The 18,414-nt window shown below is 69.4% G+C and carries 18 protein-coding genes; 11 read left to right on the plus strand and 7 right to left on the minus strand.

From position 1 onward, the window contains the following. Nucleotides 1-66 precede the first annotated feature (66 nt). Entirely contained in the window at nucleotides 67-333 is a 267-nt protein-coding gene (locus GGR89_RS14500; protein WP_125976699.1) for an FAD assembly factor SdhE, read from the minus strand. A gap of 190 nt (nucleotides 334-523) precedes the next feature. Here GGR89_RS14500 and GGR89_RS14505 point away from each other — a divergent pair, with 190 nt between their 5' ends. Further along, the gene (locus tag GGR89_RS14505) at nucleotides 524-766 is read left to right on the plus strand and encodes a hypothetical protein (protein ID WP_125976700.1); all 243 of its coding nucleotides are present in this window, start codon (nucleotides 524-526) and stop codon (nucleotides 764-766) included. A 71-nt stretch (nucleotides 767-837) separates the two neighbouring features. Then, complete coding sequence (gene recG, locus GGR89_RS14510) at nucleotides 838-2,901, plus strand: ATP-dependent DNA helicase RecG (protein ID WP_125976701.1); 2,064 nt, start codon at nucleotides 838-840, stop codon at nucleotides 2,899-2,901. Here recG and GGR89_RS14515 read toward each other — a convergent pair whose 3' ends face one another. From GGR89_RS14515 to GGR89_RS14525, 3 genes are all read right to left on the minus strand, one after another. Further along, on the minus strand, nucleotides 2,902-3,216 hold the full coding sequence (locus GGR89_RS14515; RefSeq protein WP_241213452.1) for a PilZ domain-containing protein: 315 nt from the start codon (nucleotides 3,214-3,216) through the stop codon (nucleotides 2,902-2,904). Nucleotides 3,217-3,414: 198 nt separating this feature from the next. Further along, nucleotides 3,415-4,644, minus strand: a complete 1,230-nt coding sequence (gene tyrS, locus GGR89_RS14520; protein ID WP_125976703.1) for a tyrosine--tRNA ligase — start codon at nucleotides 4,642-4,644, stop codon at nucleotides 3,415-3,417. A 49-nt stretch (nucleotides 4,645-4,693) separates the two neighbouring features. Continuing rightward, nucleotides 4,694-5,410 carry an MgtC/SapB family protein gene (locus GGR89_RS14525; RefSeq protein ID WP_125976704.1) on the minus strand — a complete coding sequence of 239 codons (717 nt, stop codon included), beginning with the start codon at nucleotides 5,408-5,410 and terminating at the stop codon, nucleotides 4,694-4,696. 188 nt (nucleotides 5,411-5,598) lie between these two features. Between GGR89_RS14525 and GGR89_RS14530 the strand changes: the two genes are divergently transcribed. From GGR89_RS14530 to GGR89_RS14550, 5 genes are read left to right on the plus strand one after another with little or no spacing between them, the layout of a single operon-like run. Continuing rightward, a complete protein-coding gene (locus tag GGR89_RS14530) occupies nucleotides 5,599-6,039 on the plus strand; it encodes a DOMON-like domain-containing protein (RefSeq protein ID WP_125976705.1) in 441 nt (146 codons plus the stop codon). Nucleotide 6,040: 1 nt separating this feature from the next. Continuing rightward, on the plus strand, nucleotides 6,041-7,237 hold the full coding sequence (locus GGR89_RS14535) for an exo-beta-N-acetylmuramidase NamZ family protein (protein WP_125976706.1): 1,197 nt from the start codon (nucleotides 6,041-6,043) through the stop codon (nucleotides 7,235-7,237). An 11-nt stretch (nucleotides 7,238-7,248) separates the two neighbouring features. Then, complete coding sequence (locus tag GGR89_RS14540) at nucleotides 7,249-8,442, plus strand: hypothetical protein (protein ID WP_125976707.1); 1,194 nt, start codon at nucleotides 7,249-7,251, stop codon at nucleotides 8,440-8,442. Between the two features lie 36 nt (nucleotides 8,443-8,478). Beyond that, nucleotides 8,479-9,543: a DUF2336 domain-containing protein gene (locus tag GGR89_RS14545; RefSeq protein ID WP_125976708.1), complete on the plus strand. Its 1,065-nt coding sequence runs from the start codon at nucleotides 8,479-8,481 to the stop codon at nucleotides 9,541-9,543. Further along, on the plus strand, nucleotides 9,540-10,964 hold the full coding sequence (locus GGR89_RS14550; protein WP_125976709.1) for a PAS domain-containing sensor histidine kinase: 1,425 nt from the start codon (nucleotides 9,540-9,542) through the stop codon (nucleotides 10,962-10,964). The genes GGR89_RS14545 and GGR89_RS14550 overlap by 4 nt, the downstream gene beginning before the upstream one ends. A 4-nt stretch (nucleotides 10,965-10,968) precedes the next feature. On the opposite strand, the gene GGR89_RS14555 is transcribed toward GGR89_RS14550, so the two are convergent. Next, nucleotides 10,969-11,250: a hypothetical protein gene (locus tag GGR89_RS14555; protein ID WP_125976710.1), complete on the minus strand. Its 282-nt coding sequence runs from the start codon at nucleotides 11,248-11,250 to the stop codon at nucleotides 10,969-10,971. Nucleotides 11,251-11,672: 422 nt separating this feature from the next. On the opposite strand from GGR89_RS14555, the gene GGR89_RS14560 reads away from it, so the two are divergent. Continuing rightward, complete coding sequence (locus GGR89_RS14560; protein ID WP_125976711.1) at nucleotides 11,673-12,047, plus strand: hypothetical protein; 375 nt, start codon at nucleotides 11,673-11,675, stop codon at nucleotides 12,045-12,047. Between the two features lie 24 nt (nucleotides 12,048-12,071). On the opposite strand, the gene GGR89_RS14565 is transcribed toward GGR89_RS14560, so the two are convergent. Beyond that, the gene (locus GGR89_RS14565) at nucleotides 12,072-12,398 is read right to left on the minus strand and encodes a hypothetical protein (RefSeq protein WP_125976712.1); all 327 of its coding nucleotides are present in this window, start codon (nucleotides 12,396-12,398) and stop codon (nucleotides 12,072-12,074) included. Between the two features lie 23 nt (nucleotides 12,399-12,421). Then, nucleotides 12,422-13,990: a L,D-transpeptidase family protein gene (locus GGR89_RS14570; protein ID WP_209092273.1), complete on the minus strand. Its 1,569-nt coding sequence runs from the start codon at nucleotides 13,988-13,990 to the stop codon at nucleotides 12,422-12,424. Nucleotides 13,991-14,246: 256 nt separating this feature from the next. Between GGR89_RS14570 and GGR89_RS14575 the strand changes: the two genes are divergently transcribed. From GGR89_RS14575 to GGR89_RS14585, 3 genes are all read left to right on the plus strand, one after another. Next, complete coding sequence (locus GGR89_RS14575; RefSeq protein ID WP_125975289.1) at nucleotides 14,247-15,575, plus strand: MFS transporter; 1,329 nt, start codon at nucleotides 14,247-14,249, stop codon at nucleotides 15,573-15,575. 89 nt (nucleotides 15,576-15,664) lie between these two features. Continuing rightward, nucleotides 15,665-16,384, plus strand: a complete 720-nt coding sequence (locus tag GGR89_RS14580; protein ID WP_125975291.1) for a GDSL-type esterase/lipase family protein — start codon at nucleotides 15,665-15,667, stop codon at nucleotides 16,382-16,384. Further along, nucleotides 16,381-18,333, plus strand: a complete 1,953-nt coding sequence (locus GGR89_RS14585; RefSeq protein ID WP_125975293.1) for a glycoside hydrolase family 97 protein — start codon at nucleotides 16,381-16,383, stop codon at nucleotides 18,331-18,333. Before GGR89_RS14580 ends, GGR89_RS14585 begins: the two co-directional genes overlap by 4 nt. The last annotated feature ends 81 nt before the right edge of the window (nucleotides 18,334-18,414 follow it).

Genomic DNA, 18,414 nt, shown 5'->3' on the forward strand with positions numbered 1-18,414 from the left:
CTCCCTTTGGGAGAGGGAGGGAGGCGCGAAGCGCCGGGAGGGTGAGGATGAACCGTCAGGTCAAAATCACTCGGAAATAGGCACGTAGTTCAGCGTCTTCAGCGCATCGAGGATCGTGCCCCGGTAGCGCTCCGGGGCGGTGTCGGTTCCCATCGCCCAGGCCATGATGTCGACGTCCTGCTCTTCCAGCAGCGCCTCGAACAGCGCGATCTCTTCGTCGGACCAGCCTTCGCCATGCTGGTCGAAGAAGCCGCCGATCAGCAGATCGGCTTCCTTGGTGCCGCGGTGCCAGCTGCGGAAGCGGAGGCGCTTGAGGCGGGTTTCTCGGTCCATGTGGGCTTTCCCAACGGCAAACGGACGGCAGCGCGCCAGGGCGCGGCCGACACGGGGTTGATCACGAGCCCGGCAGATAGGGATGCCGCTGGCGAAAGGCCAGCGTGGTCTTCCGGGTAGAGATGTGGAAGGCTTGTTAACCGAGGGGGGCTAGGGTCGGAATCTCTTTGGGGTAAAAGGCTAGGGTACGATGAGCGACACTTTGACCAATAAACTGCGCTTCGTGATGCTGAAGTCGATCAACGGCGAGCCGATGCTCGTCAACATCGCGGCAGTGCGCACGGTCAGCACGATCAACATGGCCGGTGAGGATGTCGGCGTGATTTCGTTCGGCAAGGATCATGAAGTCGTGATCGGCTCTTCGGTGCCGGAAGTCGTGATGGCGATCGAAGCCGCGCTCGCCAGCCACAGCCCGATCTTCCTCAACGCCTGAACCACGGCAAGGGCGCTGCGACCAGCGCAGCGCCATTTGTCAGCCGCCCCGCCGCACGATAGGGCGGGGCGATGCGTCCCGAGCTCCTCAACCCATTGTTCGCCGAAGTCACTGCGCTGAAGGGCATCGGCCCGGCGCTGGCCAAACCGATGGAGAAGCTGGGGCTGGCGCGGGTGGTCGACGTCGCCTTCCACCTGCCGACCGGATTCGTCGATCGGATCCCGCGCGACGAACTCGACATGGCCGATTCGGGCAAGGTGATCGCGATCACGCTGACGCCCGTGCAATATCGCTTCGGCGGCGGACCGCGCTCGCCGGCGCGGGTGCAGGCGGTCGACGCCCACGGCAATCACGTCAGCCTCGTCTATTTCGGTGGAAGCTCGGGCTGGGCCAAGAAGCTGCTGCCGCTGAACGAGCCGCGCTGGGTTTCGGGCAAGCTCGAACATTATGGGCAGGACCTGCAGATGGTCCATCCGGACCATGTCCTGCCGCTCGACCAGGTCGAGAGCATCGGCGGGCGCGAGGCGATCTATCCCTGTTCGGAAGGCATCACCTCCAAGCGGATCGCGGCACTCGCGGCGCAGGCGATCGAGCGCGCGCCCGCGCTGCCCGAGTGGATCGAGCCCAGCCTCAAGGCGCAGAAGGGCTGGCCGGACTGGCGCGAGGCGATCGCGCGCATCCATGCCGACCCTGCCGACGCCAAGGCACGCGAGCGGCTCGCCTATGACGAGGTGTTCGCCAACCAGCTGGCGCTGCTGCTGGTCCGCGGCGAGGCGCGGGCCAAGCGCGGGCGTCCGCTCGCCGGCGATGGCCGCCTGCGCGACAAGCTGAAGCTGCCCTATGCCCCGACCGGCGCGCAGAGCCGCACGATCGCCGAGATCGAGGGCGACATGGCGCAGACCCAGCCGATGCTGCGCATGCTGCAGGGCGATGTCGGTTCGGGCAAGACGCTCGTGGCGACCATGGCACTACTGATCGCCGCCGAGGCGGGCGCGCAGGGCGCGCTGTTGGCGCCGACCGAGATCCTCGCACGCCAGCACTACGAGACGCTCAGCCGCACGCTTGGCCCGATCGGGGTGAATGTCGCCATCCTCACCGGCCGCGACAAGGGCAAGGCGCGCGAGGCAACGCTGATGGGGCTGGCGGCCGGCGAGATCGACGTCCTGATCGGCACCCACGCGATTTTCCAGGAGGGCGTGACCTATCGCGACCTGGGGCTGGTGGTGGTCGACGAGCAGCACCGTTTCGGCGTCGCCCAGCGGATGATGCTCCAGGCGAAAGCAGAACGTCCGCCGCACCTGCTGGTGATGACCGCGACGCCGATCCCGCGCACGCTGACGCTGGCCCAATATGGCGAGATGGACGTCAGTCGGCTGGACGAGATGCCGCCCGGCCGCCAGCCGATCGAGACCAGCGTGATCTCCGAGGAGCGGCTCGGCGAAGTCGTCGGCGGGCTGGGTCGACACCTCGCCGGTGGCGGGCAGGCCTATTGGGTGTGTCCGCTCGTCGAGGAAAGCGAGAAGAGCGACCTCGCCGCCGCCGAGGCGCGCGCGGCCGAGCTGCAGGCGCATTTCGGCGGCAAGGTCGGGCTGATCCATGGCCGGATGAAGGGGCCGGAGAAGGATGCGGTGATGGCGCGCTTCTCGGCGGGCGAGCTCGGCGTGCTGGTCGCGACGACGGTGATCGAGGTCGGCGTCGATGTGCCCAACGCGACGCTGATCGTGATCGAGCATGCCGATCGCTTCGGCCTGGCCCAGCTCCACCAGCTGCGCGGCCGCGTCGGGCGGGGCGGGGGGCGCTCGGTCTGCGTCCTGCTGCGCGGCAACCATCTGAGCGAGACCGCCCGCGCACGGCTGGCGCTGATGCGCGAGAGCAATGACGGCTTCCGCATCGCCGAAGAGGATCTGCGGCTGCGCGGCGCGGGCGAGTTGCTCGGCACAAGGCAATCGGGCGACATGCAGTTTCGCTTGGCCGAGCCGGACATGCTGGGGGCGCTGCTGCCCGCGGCCAATGGCGATGCACGGCTGCTGGTCGATCGCGACGGCGGGCTCAAGGGCGAGCGGGGGCAGGCGGCGCGGGTGGCGCTCTACCTGTTCGAGCGCGATGCGGCGGTGGGGCTGCTCCGCGCCGGCTGATCAGCGGGCGCGCATCGCGGTGACGACCGGCACATAGTCGGGGTCGGCGATCGGCTGGAGGAACTGGCAGCCGATCCGGCCACCCAATGCCCAGCGCACCTCCGCGCCCGTCTCGCCGAGGATCGGCAGCTGGATGCGGAGCAGGTCGCCCGCCTCGAACGGCGCTTCGCAGCGGGCCATCAGCCCTTGGGGCGAGACGTTGACGATCAGGAAGGCAGCGGCGCGCGCGTCGGGGCCCACCGCACGGGTGCGATGCTCGACTTCATCGCGATGCACCAGACGATCGTCGGCGCTCGCCAGCTTGGCACCTGTCACGCTCGCACGCCCCTCTCCAAACGCTGGAGGACCGCGAAAACGGTAACCTGGATCAGTGAACAGGTGCGGAACGAGGCTGGTTAACCGCGTCGATACCAGAGTGAAGGCAGCACCGTGCCGCATGCACCTGCCCCGTCAACCCGGCTTTCGCCGGGATGACCTGTGGGGGAAAGGCGTAGGCTCTTGCCTGCCTCCGGGTTAACCCTGCGGCGTCAGCAACCCGTGATGCTTCTTGCCGGCCGAGAGGCGGACCTCGCCCGAGACCGCGATGGTCGCGGCCTCGTCGTCGATCTTCTCGCCTTCGACGCGGGCGCCGCCGCCCTTGATCAGCCGCCGGGCCTCGCCCTTGGAGGCGCAGAAGCCCAAGCCGACCAGCGCATCGACCACGCTGATGCTGCCGCCGCTGACCGCCAGCGTCGGCAGTGCGCCGCCGGCGGCCCCTTCCTCGAAGGTCTTGCGCGCGGTTTCGGCGGCTTCCTCGGCAGCGGCGCGGCCGCGGCACATGGCGGTGGCTTCGTTGGCGAGGATCTTCTTCGCCTCGTTGATCTCGGCGCCCTCCAGCGCTTCGAGGCGGGCGACCTCGTCGAGCGGCAGATCGGTGAACAGGCGGAGGAAGCGGCCGACGTCGCGATCGTCGGTGTTCCGCCAGAACTGCCAATAGTCGTAATGCGGCAGCTGGTCGGGGTTGAGCCACACCGCGCCGGACATGGTCTTGCCCATCTTGCCGCCGTCCGCCGTGGTGATCAGCGGGGTGGTGACGCCGTACACCTCGGTGCCGTCGACGCGGCGCGACAGCTCGATGCCGTTGACGATGTTGCCCCACTGGTCCGATCCGCCCATCTGCAGGCGGCAGCCCGCGCGGCGCGACAGCTCCAGGAAGTCATAGCCTTGGAGGATCATGTAGTTGAACTCGAGGAAGCTCAGCGACTGCTCGCGATCGAGCCGCAGCTTGACCGAATCGAAGCTCAGCATCCGGTTGATCGAGAAGTGCCGGCCGATGTCGCGCAGGAACGGGATATATTCGAGCTTGTCGAGCCAGTCGGCATTGTCGACCATCACCGCGTCGGTGGGGCCGTCGCCGAAGGTCAGGAAATTCTCGAACACCGTCTTGATCGAGGCGATGTTGCTGCTGATCGTGTCGAGCGTCAGCATCTTGCGCGCTTCGTCCTTGAAGCTCGGGTCGCCGATCTTGCCGGTGCCGCCGCCCATCAGCACGATCGGCTTGTGGCCCGCCTGCTGGAGGCGGCGCAGCAGCATGATCTGCACCAGGCTGCCGACATGGAGCGACGGCGCGGTGGGATCGAAGCCGATATAGCCGGGCACGATCTGCTTGGCGGCGAGCGCATCGAGGCCCTCGGCATCGGTCACCTGATGGATGTACCCGCGCGAGGCGAGCAGGCGGAGCAGATCGGAGCTGTATTCGGTCATGATGGGAGGGCGCATAGCCAAAGCCGGGGCCCGCGTCATCCCCGGCCGCTCAGTCCTGCGTCTGCAGCTCCCAGCTGGCGTGCTGGACGTCGTGGCGCTTGTCGAGATGCGCGATGATGCTGTCGAGCTCGGCATCGAGCGCGGCGGTGGAGACGAGGCGGGCGCGCAGCTCGATTCGGTCGTCGGGGCGCTCGATCGTCTCGATCTCGGCGACGGGATAGCGCATCAGCTCGAGATGATCGGTCAGCAGGTCGCGCAGCCGGTCGACCTCGGCGGGGACGGTGGTGAGGGTGACGAAATAGGTCGCCTCCACCTGGCCTCCGGCCAGCGGCACGCGGTTGATCGCGTTGACCACCGGCCGCAGCAGCGTGTTGCCGGCGATGACGAACACCGCCAGGGTCGCGGCCTCCGCCGCCATGTCGCTGCCCGCGCAGGCCCCCACCGCCGCCGAGCACCACAAGGTCGCCGCGGTGTTGAGGCCGCGGACGTTCATCCCCTCCTTCATGATCACGCCCGCACCGAGAAAGCCGATTCCGGAGACGACGTAGGAGATCACCCGCACCGCCTCGAGGTCGCCGGCGATGCGCTGGGCAAGGTCGACGAACGCCGCCGAGCCGAGCGCCACCAGCGCGTTGGTGCGCAGCCCCGCCGTGCGCTGGCGGAACTGCCGCTCCGCGCCGATCGCGGCGCCGAGGATCAGCGCGAGGGTGTAGCTGAGCAGGGTGTCGCAATAGGCGGCGAGGTGGAAGGTGTGGAGAAACTTCATGGCTGCGGCTCTACGAAGGAATTGTTGCGCTGCCATGGCCTTTCGGTGCGGGCAAGTGCCGGGTTGGTGCTGACGACGGCCCCGCTTCCGCGCTAGAGGGGGCCATGCATCATACCCTGCTGTCGCACCCCGCGATGCCGCCCGGATCCGTCTCGTCGGTTCGATGCGCCCTACGGCGGGACAGCGACATGCTCCGCCTGACCTATGGCATCGTGGCAGCGCCGGGCGCGTTGCGCCTTCCGGAACGTGCGCCGCCGGTCCGCGCCGACGGCCTGTGGCGGACGACTTGCCTCGAACTTTTCGTGGCGGACGAGTCCCCGGCCTATCGCGAATTCAACTTCGCGCCCTCGGGGCAATGGGCCGCCTACCGGTTCACCGCGCGGCGCGACGGCATGGCACCCCTCGCAATGCCCGAGCCGCCGGCGATCCGGCTGGCCGGGCAGCAGGGCGAGACGGTCCTTTCCGTCGCTCTTCCCGGCATCGGCACGGGTCCGCTCCGCCTCGGCATCACCGCGGTGATCGAGGAGACGGACGGCACCAAATCCTATTGGGCGTTGCGTCATGGCGGCGATGCGCCGGATTTCCACGATCCCGATTGCTTTGTCGGCGAACTGCCGCCAGCAGACTGACATGCTCTTCGGAATCGATCGCCTCCTCGCCGAACCGGATCTGCGTGCGGCCCTCACGGGCAAGCGCGTGGCGCTGCTCGCCCATCCTGCCTCGGTCACCGCGGACCTGACCCACAGCCTCGACGCGCTGGTAGCGGCGGGCGTAGCCATCTCGGCCGTGTTCGGCCCGCAGCACGGCGTGCGCGGGGACCTGCAGGACAATATGATGGAGTCGCCGGACTTCACCGATCCGCAGTACGGCGTGCCGGTGTTCAGCCTGTACGGCGAGGTGCGCCGGCCCACCGACGCGTCGATGGACATGTTCGACGTGATGCTGGTCGACCTGCAGGATGTCGGCTGCCGCATCTACACCTTCGTCACGACCTTGCTCTACGTGCTCGAAGCCGCGGCAAAACACGGCAAGGCGGTGTGGGTGCTCGATCGCCCCAATCCCGCCGGTCGCCCCGTCGAGGGGCTGACGCTGCTGCCGGGCTGGGAAAGCTTCGTCGGCGCCGGGCCGATGCCGATGCGCCACGGCATGACGCTGGGCGAACTCGGCCACTGGTTCCTCGCGCATTATGGCCTGAACGTGGAGTATCGCGTGATCGCGATGCAGGGCTGGGAGCCCGAGACGGGGCCCGGCTATGGCTGGCCGGCCGAGCGCCCCTGGATCAACCCGAGCCCCAATGCCGCCAACGTCAACATGGCGCGGGCCTATGCCGGAACGGTGATGCTCGAAGGCACGACGCTGTCCGAGGGGCGCGGCACCACGCGCCCGCTCGAGTTGTTCGGCGCGCCGGACATCGATGCACGCGCGGTGATCGCCGAGATGCAGCGCCTCGCCCCCGAATGGCTCGCCGGTTGCACGCTGCGCGACATGTGGTTCCAGCCGACCTTCCACAAGCATGTCGGCCAGCTCTGCGCGGGCGTGTTCCTCCATGCCGAGGGGCCGAGCTACGACCACCAGGCCTTCCGCCCCTGGCGGGTGCAGGCGCTGGCGTTCAAGGCGATCCGCGCGCTGTACCCGGACTACGACCTCTGGCGCGATTTCCCGTACGAATATGTCTTCGACAAGCTCGCGATCGACGTGATCAACGGCGGCCCGGGCCTGCGCGCATGGGTCGACGATGCCGCCGCCACGCCGGCCGATCTCGACGCGCTGACCCAGCCGGACGAAGCGGCCTGGATCGCGGCACGCCAGCCGCATCTGCTCTACTGATGGAGGGCTCGATGGTGGCACCCGAACGCGCGCTCTGCGGCCTGATCTTCGCGGTGGAGGAGGCACAGGACCGACCCGGCACGCTGGTCGCCAGCCTGCCGTTCGGCGGCATGACGCTGCTCGAATACCAGATCCGCCTGCTCGCCGGGATCGGTGCCGAGCAGGTGCTGGTGGCGGTCGGCAAGGTGACCCCGCAATTCCTCGGCGCGATCGAGCGGGCGGGGCGCGGGCGGCTCAAGGTCGACATCGTCCGCTCGGCCGAGGAGGCGGCCGAGAAGGTCCTGCGCGATGCCGATGTGCTGGTGCTGGCCGACGGGCTGGTCACCATCGATCCGGTGATGGAGCGGATGGCCGCCGAGCCGCACGCCGCGCTGCTGGTGACCGACGACTCCGAATCGCCCGCGGCGATCGAACGGCTCGACATGCGGCATTGCTGGGCCGGCATCGCGCGGATCGAGACGCGGCATCTCGCCCATATCGCCGCCATGCCCGAGGATTACGACTTCCAGTCGGCGCTGCTCCGCGTCGCGGCGCAATCGGGCGCGCTGCAGGTGCCGCTGGCGCCCGGCTGGGCCCGCGCCGGCCATGCCGTGGAGCGGAGCGGCGAAGGGCTGGCGGCGCGCAACGACGCGGTGCTGGTGGCGCTGAGCGATCGCCGCACGCTCTGGGCCGATCGCTGGGTGTTCAGCCGCGCCGCCCGGCTCGTGCTGCCGCAGATGATGGCGCGCAACATCCCCGACTGGGCGCCGCTGGCGCTCGGCGGCGTGGTGTCGGTCGCCGCATTGCTCACCGTGCTGGCGGGCTGGGAAGGGATCGGCGCGCTGGTGGCGCTGCTCGCGACCCTGGCCTTTGCGACCGCCGCCTCGCACGCGGCGCTGCGCGGCGAGGAGCCGCGCGCGCGCCAGATCGAAGTCGCGATCCTCGGCCTGTTCGTATTGCTGCTGGCAGCGGGCGGCTGGCGTGAGTTCCGCGCGATCGGCAATGCGACGCCGCTGCTGCTCGCGGCGGGCGGCGTCGGGCTGCAGCTGCTCGCCGAGCGCGTGCCCGTGCCGCGTCGGCGCTGGTGGGCGAATGCAGCGGCGCAGATGCTCGTCTTCACGCCCTTCGCGCTGGTCGGCCACGCGACATTGGGGCTGGCGGCGGTGACGGTCTATGCCTTCGCGACTCTGACCGGGGCGATCGAAAGCCTGCGCGGCAAGTCTTAGCCTCCGATTAAGCTAGCTGCGCTATGTCGTTGAGGCATGGCGCAGGGCGCTCCCGAACCGCGTGGTGGCCCGGCCATCGACGCCCAGGATCTGCTGGCGCGCGCAGCGGCAGCGGCGGGCCACGAGCGCGCGCTGGGCGCAGCAACCGCACGCGACCTGGCGATCCCCGAAAGCCTGCGGCTCGACGAGCGGACCCGTACCGCGATGCTGATCGCGCTCGATCAGATCGTCGGTTCGATCGAAAAAGGCCTCCGCCGCGCGGTGGTACCGGAGGGTTTTCCCGGCATCGGCCCGACGCTGCCGCTGCTCCACGCCGCCGGGCTGGCGGCGGACCGGGCGCTCGTCGACGAACTGCTCGCCCGGATCCGCATCGACCATCTCGCAGCGGGCTTGTCCCATCGCGCGGCCGAGCACCCGGCGCGCCCCAGCCTGCTCGGCCGCCTCGCCGAGCACCCGGCGCCCGAACTGTCGGACGCCGCCCGGGCGCTGCTGCTCGCCGAGAGCCGGGCGCGGAGTCCTGAAGCGGGACGGTGGCGGCTGCCGTTAACCTTGCACCACCGGCTGCTTTGGTGGGTTGCATCGGCCATGCGCGAGCAAGCGGGATCCCTGGCGGGCGTGGCATTGGACGAGGCGCTCTGCGCCGCGGTCGCGGCCGAATGCGCGCTGGCCGAGCGCTGCGCCGAGGAGCAGGTCGAGGCGGTGGCGCTCCGCCTCGCCGCGGCGATCGCCCCCGAGCAGCGCGAACGCGCCCGCGTGCTGCTCGAAGCCCTGCGCGACCGGCACGTAGCGTTATTCCTGGCGGTGCTGGCGCAAGCGGCGAACATCGCCTTCGCCGATGCGCGCGCGCTGCTGCTCGATCCCGGTGCCGAGCGGCTGCTGCTGGTGCTCCACGCGCTCGATCTGCCGCGCGAGGCCATCGCCGAACTCTGCTTCCTGCTCAGCGACGCCGATCCCCGGCGCGATCTTGCCGCGCTGGCGGATTCGATCGACCTGCTTGCCGCGCTCAATGTCGACAAGGCGCGTGACCTGCTCGCCGAGTTGCGGCTGCCCCCCGACTATCGCGAAGCGCGGGCTGCGTTGCGCGGGGTGCGCGCGCGGTGATCGCCATCCCCTCGCTCGATCCGGTGGTGCCGCTGGCGGTGGCGCGGCTGGATGCCAGCGGGCGGCTGATCGATGCCGAACCCCGGCTGCGCGCGCTCAACGACCGTGCCGGCGGCGAGATCGGTGCACCGCTGGCGCTGCCCGGCGTCGCCGCGGTCGCGCAGCTCGCTTATCGGCTGGGCATCGCCATCTCGCGCAGCGTCGTCGCGGCGGACGGGGAGGAAGAGATCGATCTATGGGTGCGCGCCGGGCCCGATCGCGGCGGCGTGCGGCTGGAAGTCAGCGGATGGCGTGTGCGCCCGGCCTGGCGCCCGGCCGGTGATCCTGCGCGCGAAGGCGATTTTCTCAGCGCCGCGGGCGATTGGCTGTGGGAGACCGATGGCGCGCTGCGCTTGACGTTTCTCTCGCCGGAGGCGGGCCAGCGGCACGGCTTCGACATCCGCGAAATGCTCGGCCAGCCGCTTACCCGGCTGTTCGCACTGGCACAGGACGATGCCGGTCAGCTGCCGATCCTTTCGGCCGTCTCCGCCCAGGCGCGGTTCGACGGGCAGCATGCGGAGGTGCGCGGGACCGGGCGGATGGTGCGGCTCGCCGCGACCCCCCGGCACGACCCGCTGGGCCGCTTCGCCGGCTTCATCGGCGCCGCGCGGGTGCTGGACGGCGAGGGCGTCGACTCGCCGCGTCCCGTGTCGCCGGTCGCCGGGAGCGGCTTCCCGCGCGCCTTCGGCAAGCGGCTGGAGCGGGCTTTGCGCGGGCCGCTCGCGCGGATCATCGCCAATGCCGATGCGATCGGCGCGCAGGGCGAGGGGCCGATCCGCGGCGACTATGCGGGGTACGCCGGCGATATCGCCAGCGCCGGGCGGCATCTGCTCGCGCTGGTAGAGGATCTGGTCGACCTTCAGGCGATCGAGCGCGACGATTTCGCGATGACGCGCTCGACGATCGACCTGGCCGATGTCGCGCGGCGCGCGGCGGGGCTGCTGGCGGTGCGGGCGGGCGAGGCGGGGGTCCGCATTGATCGTCCCGGACCCGATGCGGTGCTGCGGGTGCGCGGCGAGTTTCGCCGGGCGCTGCAGGTGCTGGTCAATCTGATCGGCAATGCGCTGCGCTACAGCCCGCGCGGTGCGGCGGTGTGGATCCGGCTCGAAAGCGAGGGCGGCATGGGCTGCGTGATCGTCGCCGATCAGGGCAAGGGCATTGCGCTCGACGACCAGGCACGCATCTTCGAGAAGTTCGCGCGGGTCGATCCGGCCGAGCCGGGCGGCAGCGGGCTGGGGCTCTACATCGCGCGGCGGCTCGCCCGGGCGATGGGCGGCGACCTGATCGTCGACAGCGCGCCCGGCATGGGGGCGCGCTTCGTGCTGATGCTGCCGCTGGTCGAAGACCCGGAGCGCCCGCCTCCTCCTGCGGGCGCTCCGTGAGCCGTCAGCGGCGGCGGCAGACCTCGATGCGGCGGCCATGGCGCCATTCGTTCCAGCAGACGGTGCGGCTGCGATAGCCATAGCCGGCACGGTGCCAACCCGGGCCGCGATCCCAGCCATAGTGGCGGCCGCGATCCCAGCCGCGATGGCGATCCCAGCGATCGTGGCGATCCCAGCGGCGCTCGTGATGGTCGCGATAGCGCCAGTCCTGCGCCTGGGCGGCAGTGGCGCCGACCACACCGGTGGCGACGAAGCTGGCGGCGGCGATCCATTGAACCAGTTTCATGGGGATGTCCTTTCTCCTGTCGATGGAGAAGGATTATGCGAGTCGAGGCATCCGAAGCCTGAACTGGTTTGTAGGCACGGGTTCATCTTCGCATCATGCGCGCGGCGGGCGCTGCGCTGCGGCAAATCGGCAACAGCAAAGCGACGATGTAAATTGTAGTACTGTGTAGTACGATTTTGGCTTGACGGTACGGCGCACGGGCCTAGATGGGGAAGCATACCGAAACGACCCGCGCGCCAAGTGGACAGCGTGGGTTCAGGGAGCCGGGATATACCGGTAGTTCTCGCGGCGGAACGAAGGGGCGATCCCTCGGCAGTTCCGGCGCGGGGTCAAGGTGGAACATATTTCGCGGAACGGCCGGCGATGCCTTTTGGCGTCGTCTCGGGGAGGCCTGCATCCGCTGCATATAGGGAGTGCAGGCGATGGCGTATCTCGATCTAACCGGCTTCGACCGTCAGCCCGCCTCGACGCAGGCGGTTGCCGAACTGACGGCGCTGGAATGGCAGGTCGTGGCGATCGCGCAGCGCGATCGGCTGTCCTCGCTGGAGGCGCCGAGCCGCTGGGCGCGCTTCCTGGCGATCTTCTTCGGCGGCGACAGGGCGAGCCCGCGGCTGGCCGACTCCAAGCTGGAGGCGCTGCGCCGCATCGCCGTGCTCGCCTGGCACAAGGGCTATGCGTTGCCGAAGCAGGAAATCGCCGCCTTCCATGCCTCGGGCTATTCGCTCGAGCATCTCGAGCTGCTGCTCGCCCGGGTGAGCGAAGGCCGTTCGGCGCTCAACGAGGGGCGCGCCCGCTAACCGCGGACGCGCCGTCTTTCCCGCTTACTGCTGCTTCTTTTCCTGGTTCTCGCTGTCGGCGTTGCGATCGATGCGCGAGGTCATGCCGGTGGCGGCGGCGTCCGACTCGGTCTGCTCGCGGTCGCTGAACGGTGCCGGCTTCTCGGTCGGGGTCGCCTCGGGTACGGGCGCGGCGTTGACCGGCTCGACGGCGGCGGGCTCCTGGGTCGACACGTTCACCTCGGCCGGGGTCTCCGGCACGGTGATCTCGGTGACGTTGGCGTCGGGCGCGCTCGGGCCCTCGTCCTTGCTCCCGCAGGCGGCGAGGGTGAGGCCGGCGCCGGCCAGGATCGCGAAAGTGCGCAGCTTCATGGGTGTTTCCTTGGCGTTCGGGTTCAGGAGGCGGTGGCGACGCTGACCGCCGCGCGCGATTCGATCTTCTCGGCGAGCAGCTTGTCCCAGTTATAGGGATCGTCGCGGAAGTTCATCGTGCCGTCGCCGCTCGCGAAGGCGGTCCAGTAGAGCAGATAGACCGCGACCTGGTCGGCATCGGCGAGGCGGACTCGCACCGTCTTGGTGCCTTCCAGCTGCGCGGCGATCGCCTCGGGCTGCCATTCCGGATCGTTCTTGAGCAGCAGCTCGGCGAGCGGGCCCGGCTTTTCCAGGCGGACGCAGCCATGGCTGTCAAGCCGGCTATAGCTGTTGAAGCCCGACTGGACCGGGGTGTCGTGCAGATACACGGCATACGGGTTGTCGAAATCGAACTTGTAGCGGCCGAGCGCGCTGCGCGGGCCCGATTCCTGCTGCAGGCGGCGATCCGGGCCGGTGCCGATCACGCGATAGCCATGCGCCTTCAGATAGGCGGCGCCCTTGGGCCACAGCTCCTTTGCCGCGATGCCGCTCGGCACGTTCCACGGCGGGTTGAGCACGATCGAGTGGATGCGCGACTGGAGCATCGGCGTCTCGTTGCCCGGGCGGCCGGTGACCGCCTTCATCGAGGCGATCGGGCTATCGCCTTCGAACACGGTCATCACCGCGGCGGCGATGTTCACCTGGATGCGCTTGGCCGGCAGCGTCTGCGGCAGCCAGCGCCAGCGCTCCATGTTCGCCATGATCTGGCGGACGCGCGCCTCCACGGGCACGTTGAGCGCGGCGAGCGTGCCGGTGGAGACGACGCCGGTCGGGCGCAGGCCGTAGCGGCGCTGCGCGCGGAGCACCGCGTCCTGGAGGTTCTGGTCGAACACGTCGCCGCTGGTCGCGACCTGCTTGTCCTCGACGGCGAGCCGCTTGCGCAGCGCCTTCACGCGCGCGCCGCTGGCACCTTTGGCGAGATCCGGGCCGGGCGCGAGCTTGGGCCAGCCGCCCGCGGTGAGGATCGCGCGATAGGCGACCAGGCCCTTCTCCAGCCCGTCATAGCCGGCATAGGGCGGCGGGAGCGAACGGATCCAGGCGGCGAGGCGATCGCGCTTCACGGCATCGGCAAAGCCGGGGGCGGGGTCGAACGGGGCGGGGCGCAGACCCCAGTCGTTGATGAAGTCGCTCGAATCGAGCCGGCCGGAATGGACCGCGCGGGCATAATCGAGTGCGGCGCGCGCCATGCCGTCGCTGTCATTGGGCAAAGTGACCGTGCTCGTCATCCGGCGCAGGCCCTGCGACAGGCCGGCATCGGTGAGCAGCTGGCGCAGCTCGGCGATCTGCCTGGCGCTCAGCGTCGGCAGCGGAGTCGCCGCCACGATTGGGGCGGGGGCGAGCGGGGTCGGCTGCACCTGGGGCGGCGCGAGCGTCGGGCGGGGCGTCTGCACCGCCGGCGTCTGGCCCTGCGGTGCCCGCTGCGCGGGCGTCGCCGCGGGACGCGGTGCCTGCGTGCGCGCTGGCGCCTGGGCCTGGCTCACGGGCGTCGCCACCGGCTGCGCGATCGGGGTCGGGCTCGGCTTGGGCTTCGGAATCAGCCGGAACTGGGCCATCGCAGGAGAGGCGATCGCGCTTGCCAGCGCCAGTACGGCTACCCCCTTCGTCAGCACCAACTTCGTTCCCACCGGCTTCTTCGCTTCGTCCACGCGCAATACTCCACTCGCCGCGTCGTTGATCAACGCATCGGCCTATAGGCGATGCCCGCACGAACATGCGAGAAGGAAAACCCATCCCCCGCTCAGCTTGACTTTTGCCAACGTTGTCGGGAAGCGTCGCGCCCACACGCCACCAGGGCAGGAGAGGGATTGCTTGGCCACCGCACGTTCGACGCACACCACGCTGGCATTCGCCGCGGTAACAACGCTGTTCTTCGCCTGGGGGTTCATCACCGCGCTGGTGGACCCGCTCGTCGCGGCGGTGAAGGGCATCTTCACGCTCACCAATCTGCAGGCGCAGGCGAGCGCGTTTGCCTTCTTCTTCGCCTATTTCGTGGTCTCGCTGCCCGCCGCCGCGCTGGTCTCGCGCCTCAAGGCGGTGCCGTCGATCCTGCTGGCACTCTGCACCATGGCAGTCGCCTGCCTGATCATGCTGACCGCGGCGAACCTCGCCAATTACTGGCTGGTGCTGCTCGGCCTGTTCGTGCTGGCGAGCGGCATCACCGTGCTGCAGGTCGCCGCCAACCCGCTCGCGGCGGCGCTGGGTGACCCGAAGGGCAGCCATTTCCGGCTGGTGCTGAGCCAGACCTTCAATTCCTTCGGCACCTTCCTCGCCCCGCTGCTCGGCGCGCATCTGTTCCTCAAGGGCGTCGAGGTGAAGTCGGGCGCGGTGGTCGATCCGGCGGTCCGCGCCGAGGCGCTGGCCGGCATCGACACCGCCTATCTGTGGATCTGCGGGCTGATCCTCGCGCTCGCGCTGTTCTTCTTTCTCAGCCGCCGCGTCGTCGGCGATGCCGCGCCCAAGCCGGCTACCACATCGGGTCTGCTCGATGCCTTCTCCTCGCGCTGGGCAATGTTCGGCGCGCTCGGCATCTTCCTCTATGTCGGCGCCGAAGTGTCGATCGGCACCCAGATGGCGCTGTTCCTCAACGACAACAGCATCTGGGGCCAGTCCGACGCAGCCTTCGGGGTGCCGATCCTCGGTACGCTGATGGGCAGCGACGGCGTGCACGGCGTGTCGCTCCAGGAGGCCGGCAAGGCCGTCGCCTTCTATTGGGGCGGGGCGATGGTCGGCCGCGCGCTCGGTTCGCTGCTGCTCACCCGCGTCCGCGCGGACAAGCTGCTCGCGCTGTTCACCGTGATCGCGGCGGCGATGTGCCTCTATGTCGTCGCGGTCGGCGGCGTCACCGCAGGCTTCGTCGCGCTGTCGATCGGCCTGTTCAACTCGATCATGTTCCCCGTGATCTTCACGCTCACGCTCGAGCGTTCGGGCGCCAGCGAGGAGGCGACCTCGGGCCTGCTCTGCACCGCGATCGTCGGCGGCGCGCTGCTGCCGCTGCTGGTCGGCAAGGTGGCGGATCTGCACGGCTATGCGTTCGCGCTGATCGTGCCCGCGCTCTGCTACGTGGTGCTGTGCGGCTTCGCGATCGCCGCGGGCCGCGCCAAGCCGGTGCGCGCCGGCGGCGGTGCCTCGCTGCATTGATTGGCAGGGGCCGGGCGAGGGTTTGACGCTTCCGAAGCGTTGCGCCACGCTCGGCCCTAACGACCAACGTCTTCTCCAGGAGAATCGGGATGTCCCTCCGCCGCCGTTCGCTGCTCGCCGGCGCGCTTGCGCTGCCCCTCGTCGCCCGCGCGCAGACGCAGGAAACCTATCAGCAGCGCAAGGAACGCCTGTTGCACGAGGATTTCCCCGAACTCAGCCGCTATGCCGCCGACAATGCCCGCATCCTGGCGGCAGGCGAGAAGGTGAACATCGTCTTTCTGGGCGATTCGATCACCGAGGGCTGGAAGAGCAAGCGGCCGGGCTTCTTCACCCCGGGCCGGGTCGGGCGCGGCATCAGCGGCCAGACCACGCCGCAGATGGTGCTGCGGATGATGGCCGACGTGGTCCACCTCAAGCCGCGCTTCGTCCACATCATGGCCGGCACCAACGACATCGCCGGCAATACCGGCCCGATGACCCGCGCGCAGAGCTATGACAATTTCCGCATGATGACCCAGATCGCCAAGGCGAACGGCATCGGCGTGATCCTCGCCTCGGTGCCGCCCGCCGATCATTTCCCCTGGCGCGAGGGGCTCGACGTGGTCGGCCCGATCCGCGAGATCAACGCCTGGCTGCAGGACTATGCCGAGGCCGAGCGGCTGACCTGGGTGGACTATACCCCGGTGCTCGGCGACGCGAAGGGCGCGATGAAGCCGGGCCTCGCCTATGACGGCGTCCATCCCACCGAAGCGGGCTATGACGCGATGGCGACGGTGATCGAGCCGATCCTGAAAGCCCGCCGCGCGTGAAGCGACTGCTCGGCACGGCGGCGCTGCTGGTCGCGGCTCCGGCCGCCGGGCAGACGCTGGAACTGGTCTCCCCGGACGGCGCCAACCGCGTGGTGGTGACGCTCGATCGGCAGGGCGTGCCCAACTATACGGTGCAGCGGCGCGGCGAGCTGGTCCTTGCGCCCGCGCCGATCGCGCTCGATCTCGACCGCGACATGCTCGGCTGGGGCATGGCGGTCACCGGCAGCGAGGCGAGCAGCGCCGATACGCGCTACAAGATCGTCCTCGGCAAGGCCGCCGAGGGGCGCGATCGCTACAACCAGCGCATCGTCCACCTGCAGGAGCGCGGCGGCGCCAAGCGTCGGATGGACATCATCCTGCGCGCCTATGACGACGGCATCGCCTTCCGTATGCTGGTGCCGGTGCAGCCGGCGACCGCCGCGGCGGTGGTGCGCTACGAGCGTACCGGCTTCTATTTCCCGCAGCCCTGGAAATGCTGGGGCTTCAATGTCGGCCGGTTCGGATCGAGCCACGAAGGCGAGTTCGATCCCGTCGACACCACCCGGCTGCGCGACCACAATCTGTTCGACGTGCCTTTCGTCTGCGAAACGGGGAAGGGCGCCTTCGCGATCGCCGAGGCCGACCTGATCGACTTCGCCGCGATGTATCTCACGGGCCGCGGCGACGGCGGGCCTGGGCTGCAGGTGAAGCTGTCGCCCTCGCTCGACGACCCGCGCATCGCCGTGCACACCCGCATCGGCAGCCCGATCGTCACGCCGTGGCGCGTGGTGATGCTCGCCGACCGGCTCGGCACGCTCCAGGAGTCGACGCTGCTCACCAGCCTCTCCAGCCCGAGCCGGATCGAGGACACCAGCTGGATCCAGCCGGGCCTCACCAGCTGGGACTGGTGGAGCGGGCCCGTCATCGCGAAGCTTCCCGGCCAGCGCACCACGACGGCGGTGGCCAAGGCGTTCATCGATTTCGCTGCAGCCAACGGCATGCCCTACACGATGATCGACGAGGGCTGGTATGCTGGCGCGGGCGGCGGCGGGGTGCGGCGGCCCGGCGTCGATATCACCAAATGGGCCGATGCCATCAACCTCCAGGAAGTCGCCGACTATGCCCGCGCGAAGAAGGTGCGGCTGTGGCTCTGGGCGCACTGGCAGGCGCTCGACGAGCAGATGGAGGATGCGCTCGCGCTCTACGAGAAGCTCGGCGTCGCCGGCATCAAGATCGACTTCATGGAACGCGACGACCAGTGGATGGTCAACTGGTACCAGAAGCTGCTGGGGGCGGCTGCTCGCCACCATCTGATGGTCGACCTGCACGGTGCCTTCGCACCGCGCGGGCTCACCCGCACCTGGCCCAACTTCGTCACCCAGGAAGGCGTGATGGGCGCCGAGTACAACAAGTGGAGCACGCGGGCGACCGCGGGCAACGACGTGATGCTCGCCTATACGCGCGGGCTGCTCGGGCCGATGGACTATACGCCGGGCGGCTTCCGCAACGTGGCGCCCGCCGATTTCCGCATGCGCGGCGACCTGCCGATGGTGCAGTCGACGCGGGCGCACGGGCTGGCGATGTATGTCGTCTTTCTCTCGCCGCTGCAGGCGGTGGCGGATAGCCCGGACACTTATGCCGCCAGCCCCGCCGGCTTCGACTTCCTTCGCCAGGTGCCGACCAGCTGGGACGAGACGCGCTTCCTTGCCGGCGAGACGGGTGCGTACATCGTGCTCGCCCGGCGCAAGGGGAAGAGCTGGTATCTCGGCGCGATGAACGACGGGAAGGCGCGGACCGTCTCCGTGCCGCTCGACTTCCTTGGGCCACGCGGCGCCGAGGCGCGGATCTGGAGCGACGGGGCGGTGCCAGATGCGGTGCAGGTGGAGACCAAGCGCGTGTCGCGCGACGCGCCGCTGACGCTCACTCTCGCGGCGACGGGCGGGACGGTGGCAGTGCTTCAGGAGCGCTGATTCGGGCAGTGACTGCCCAGATTCTGCCGCATTTCGTCGCCGCAATTTCTCCGCTCACCTGCAGTTGCCGCAAAGTTCACC

This window comes from Sphingomonas trueperi (genome assembly GCF_011927635.1).
Taxonomy (GTDB): Bacteria; Pseudomonadota; Alphaproteobacteria; order Sphingomonadales; family Sphingomonadaceae; genus Sphingomonas; species Sphingomonas trueperi.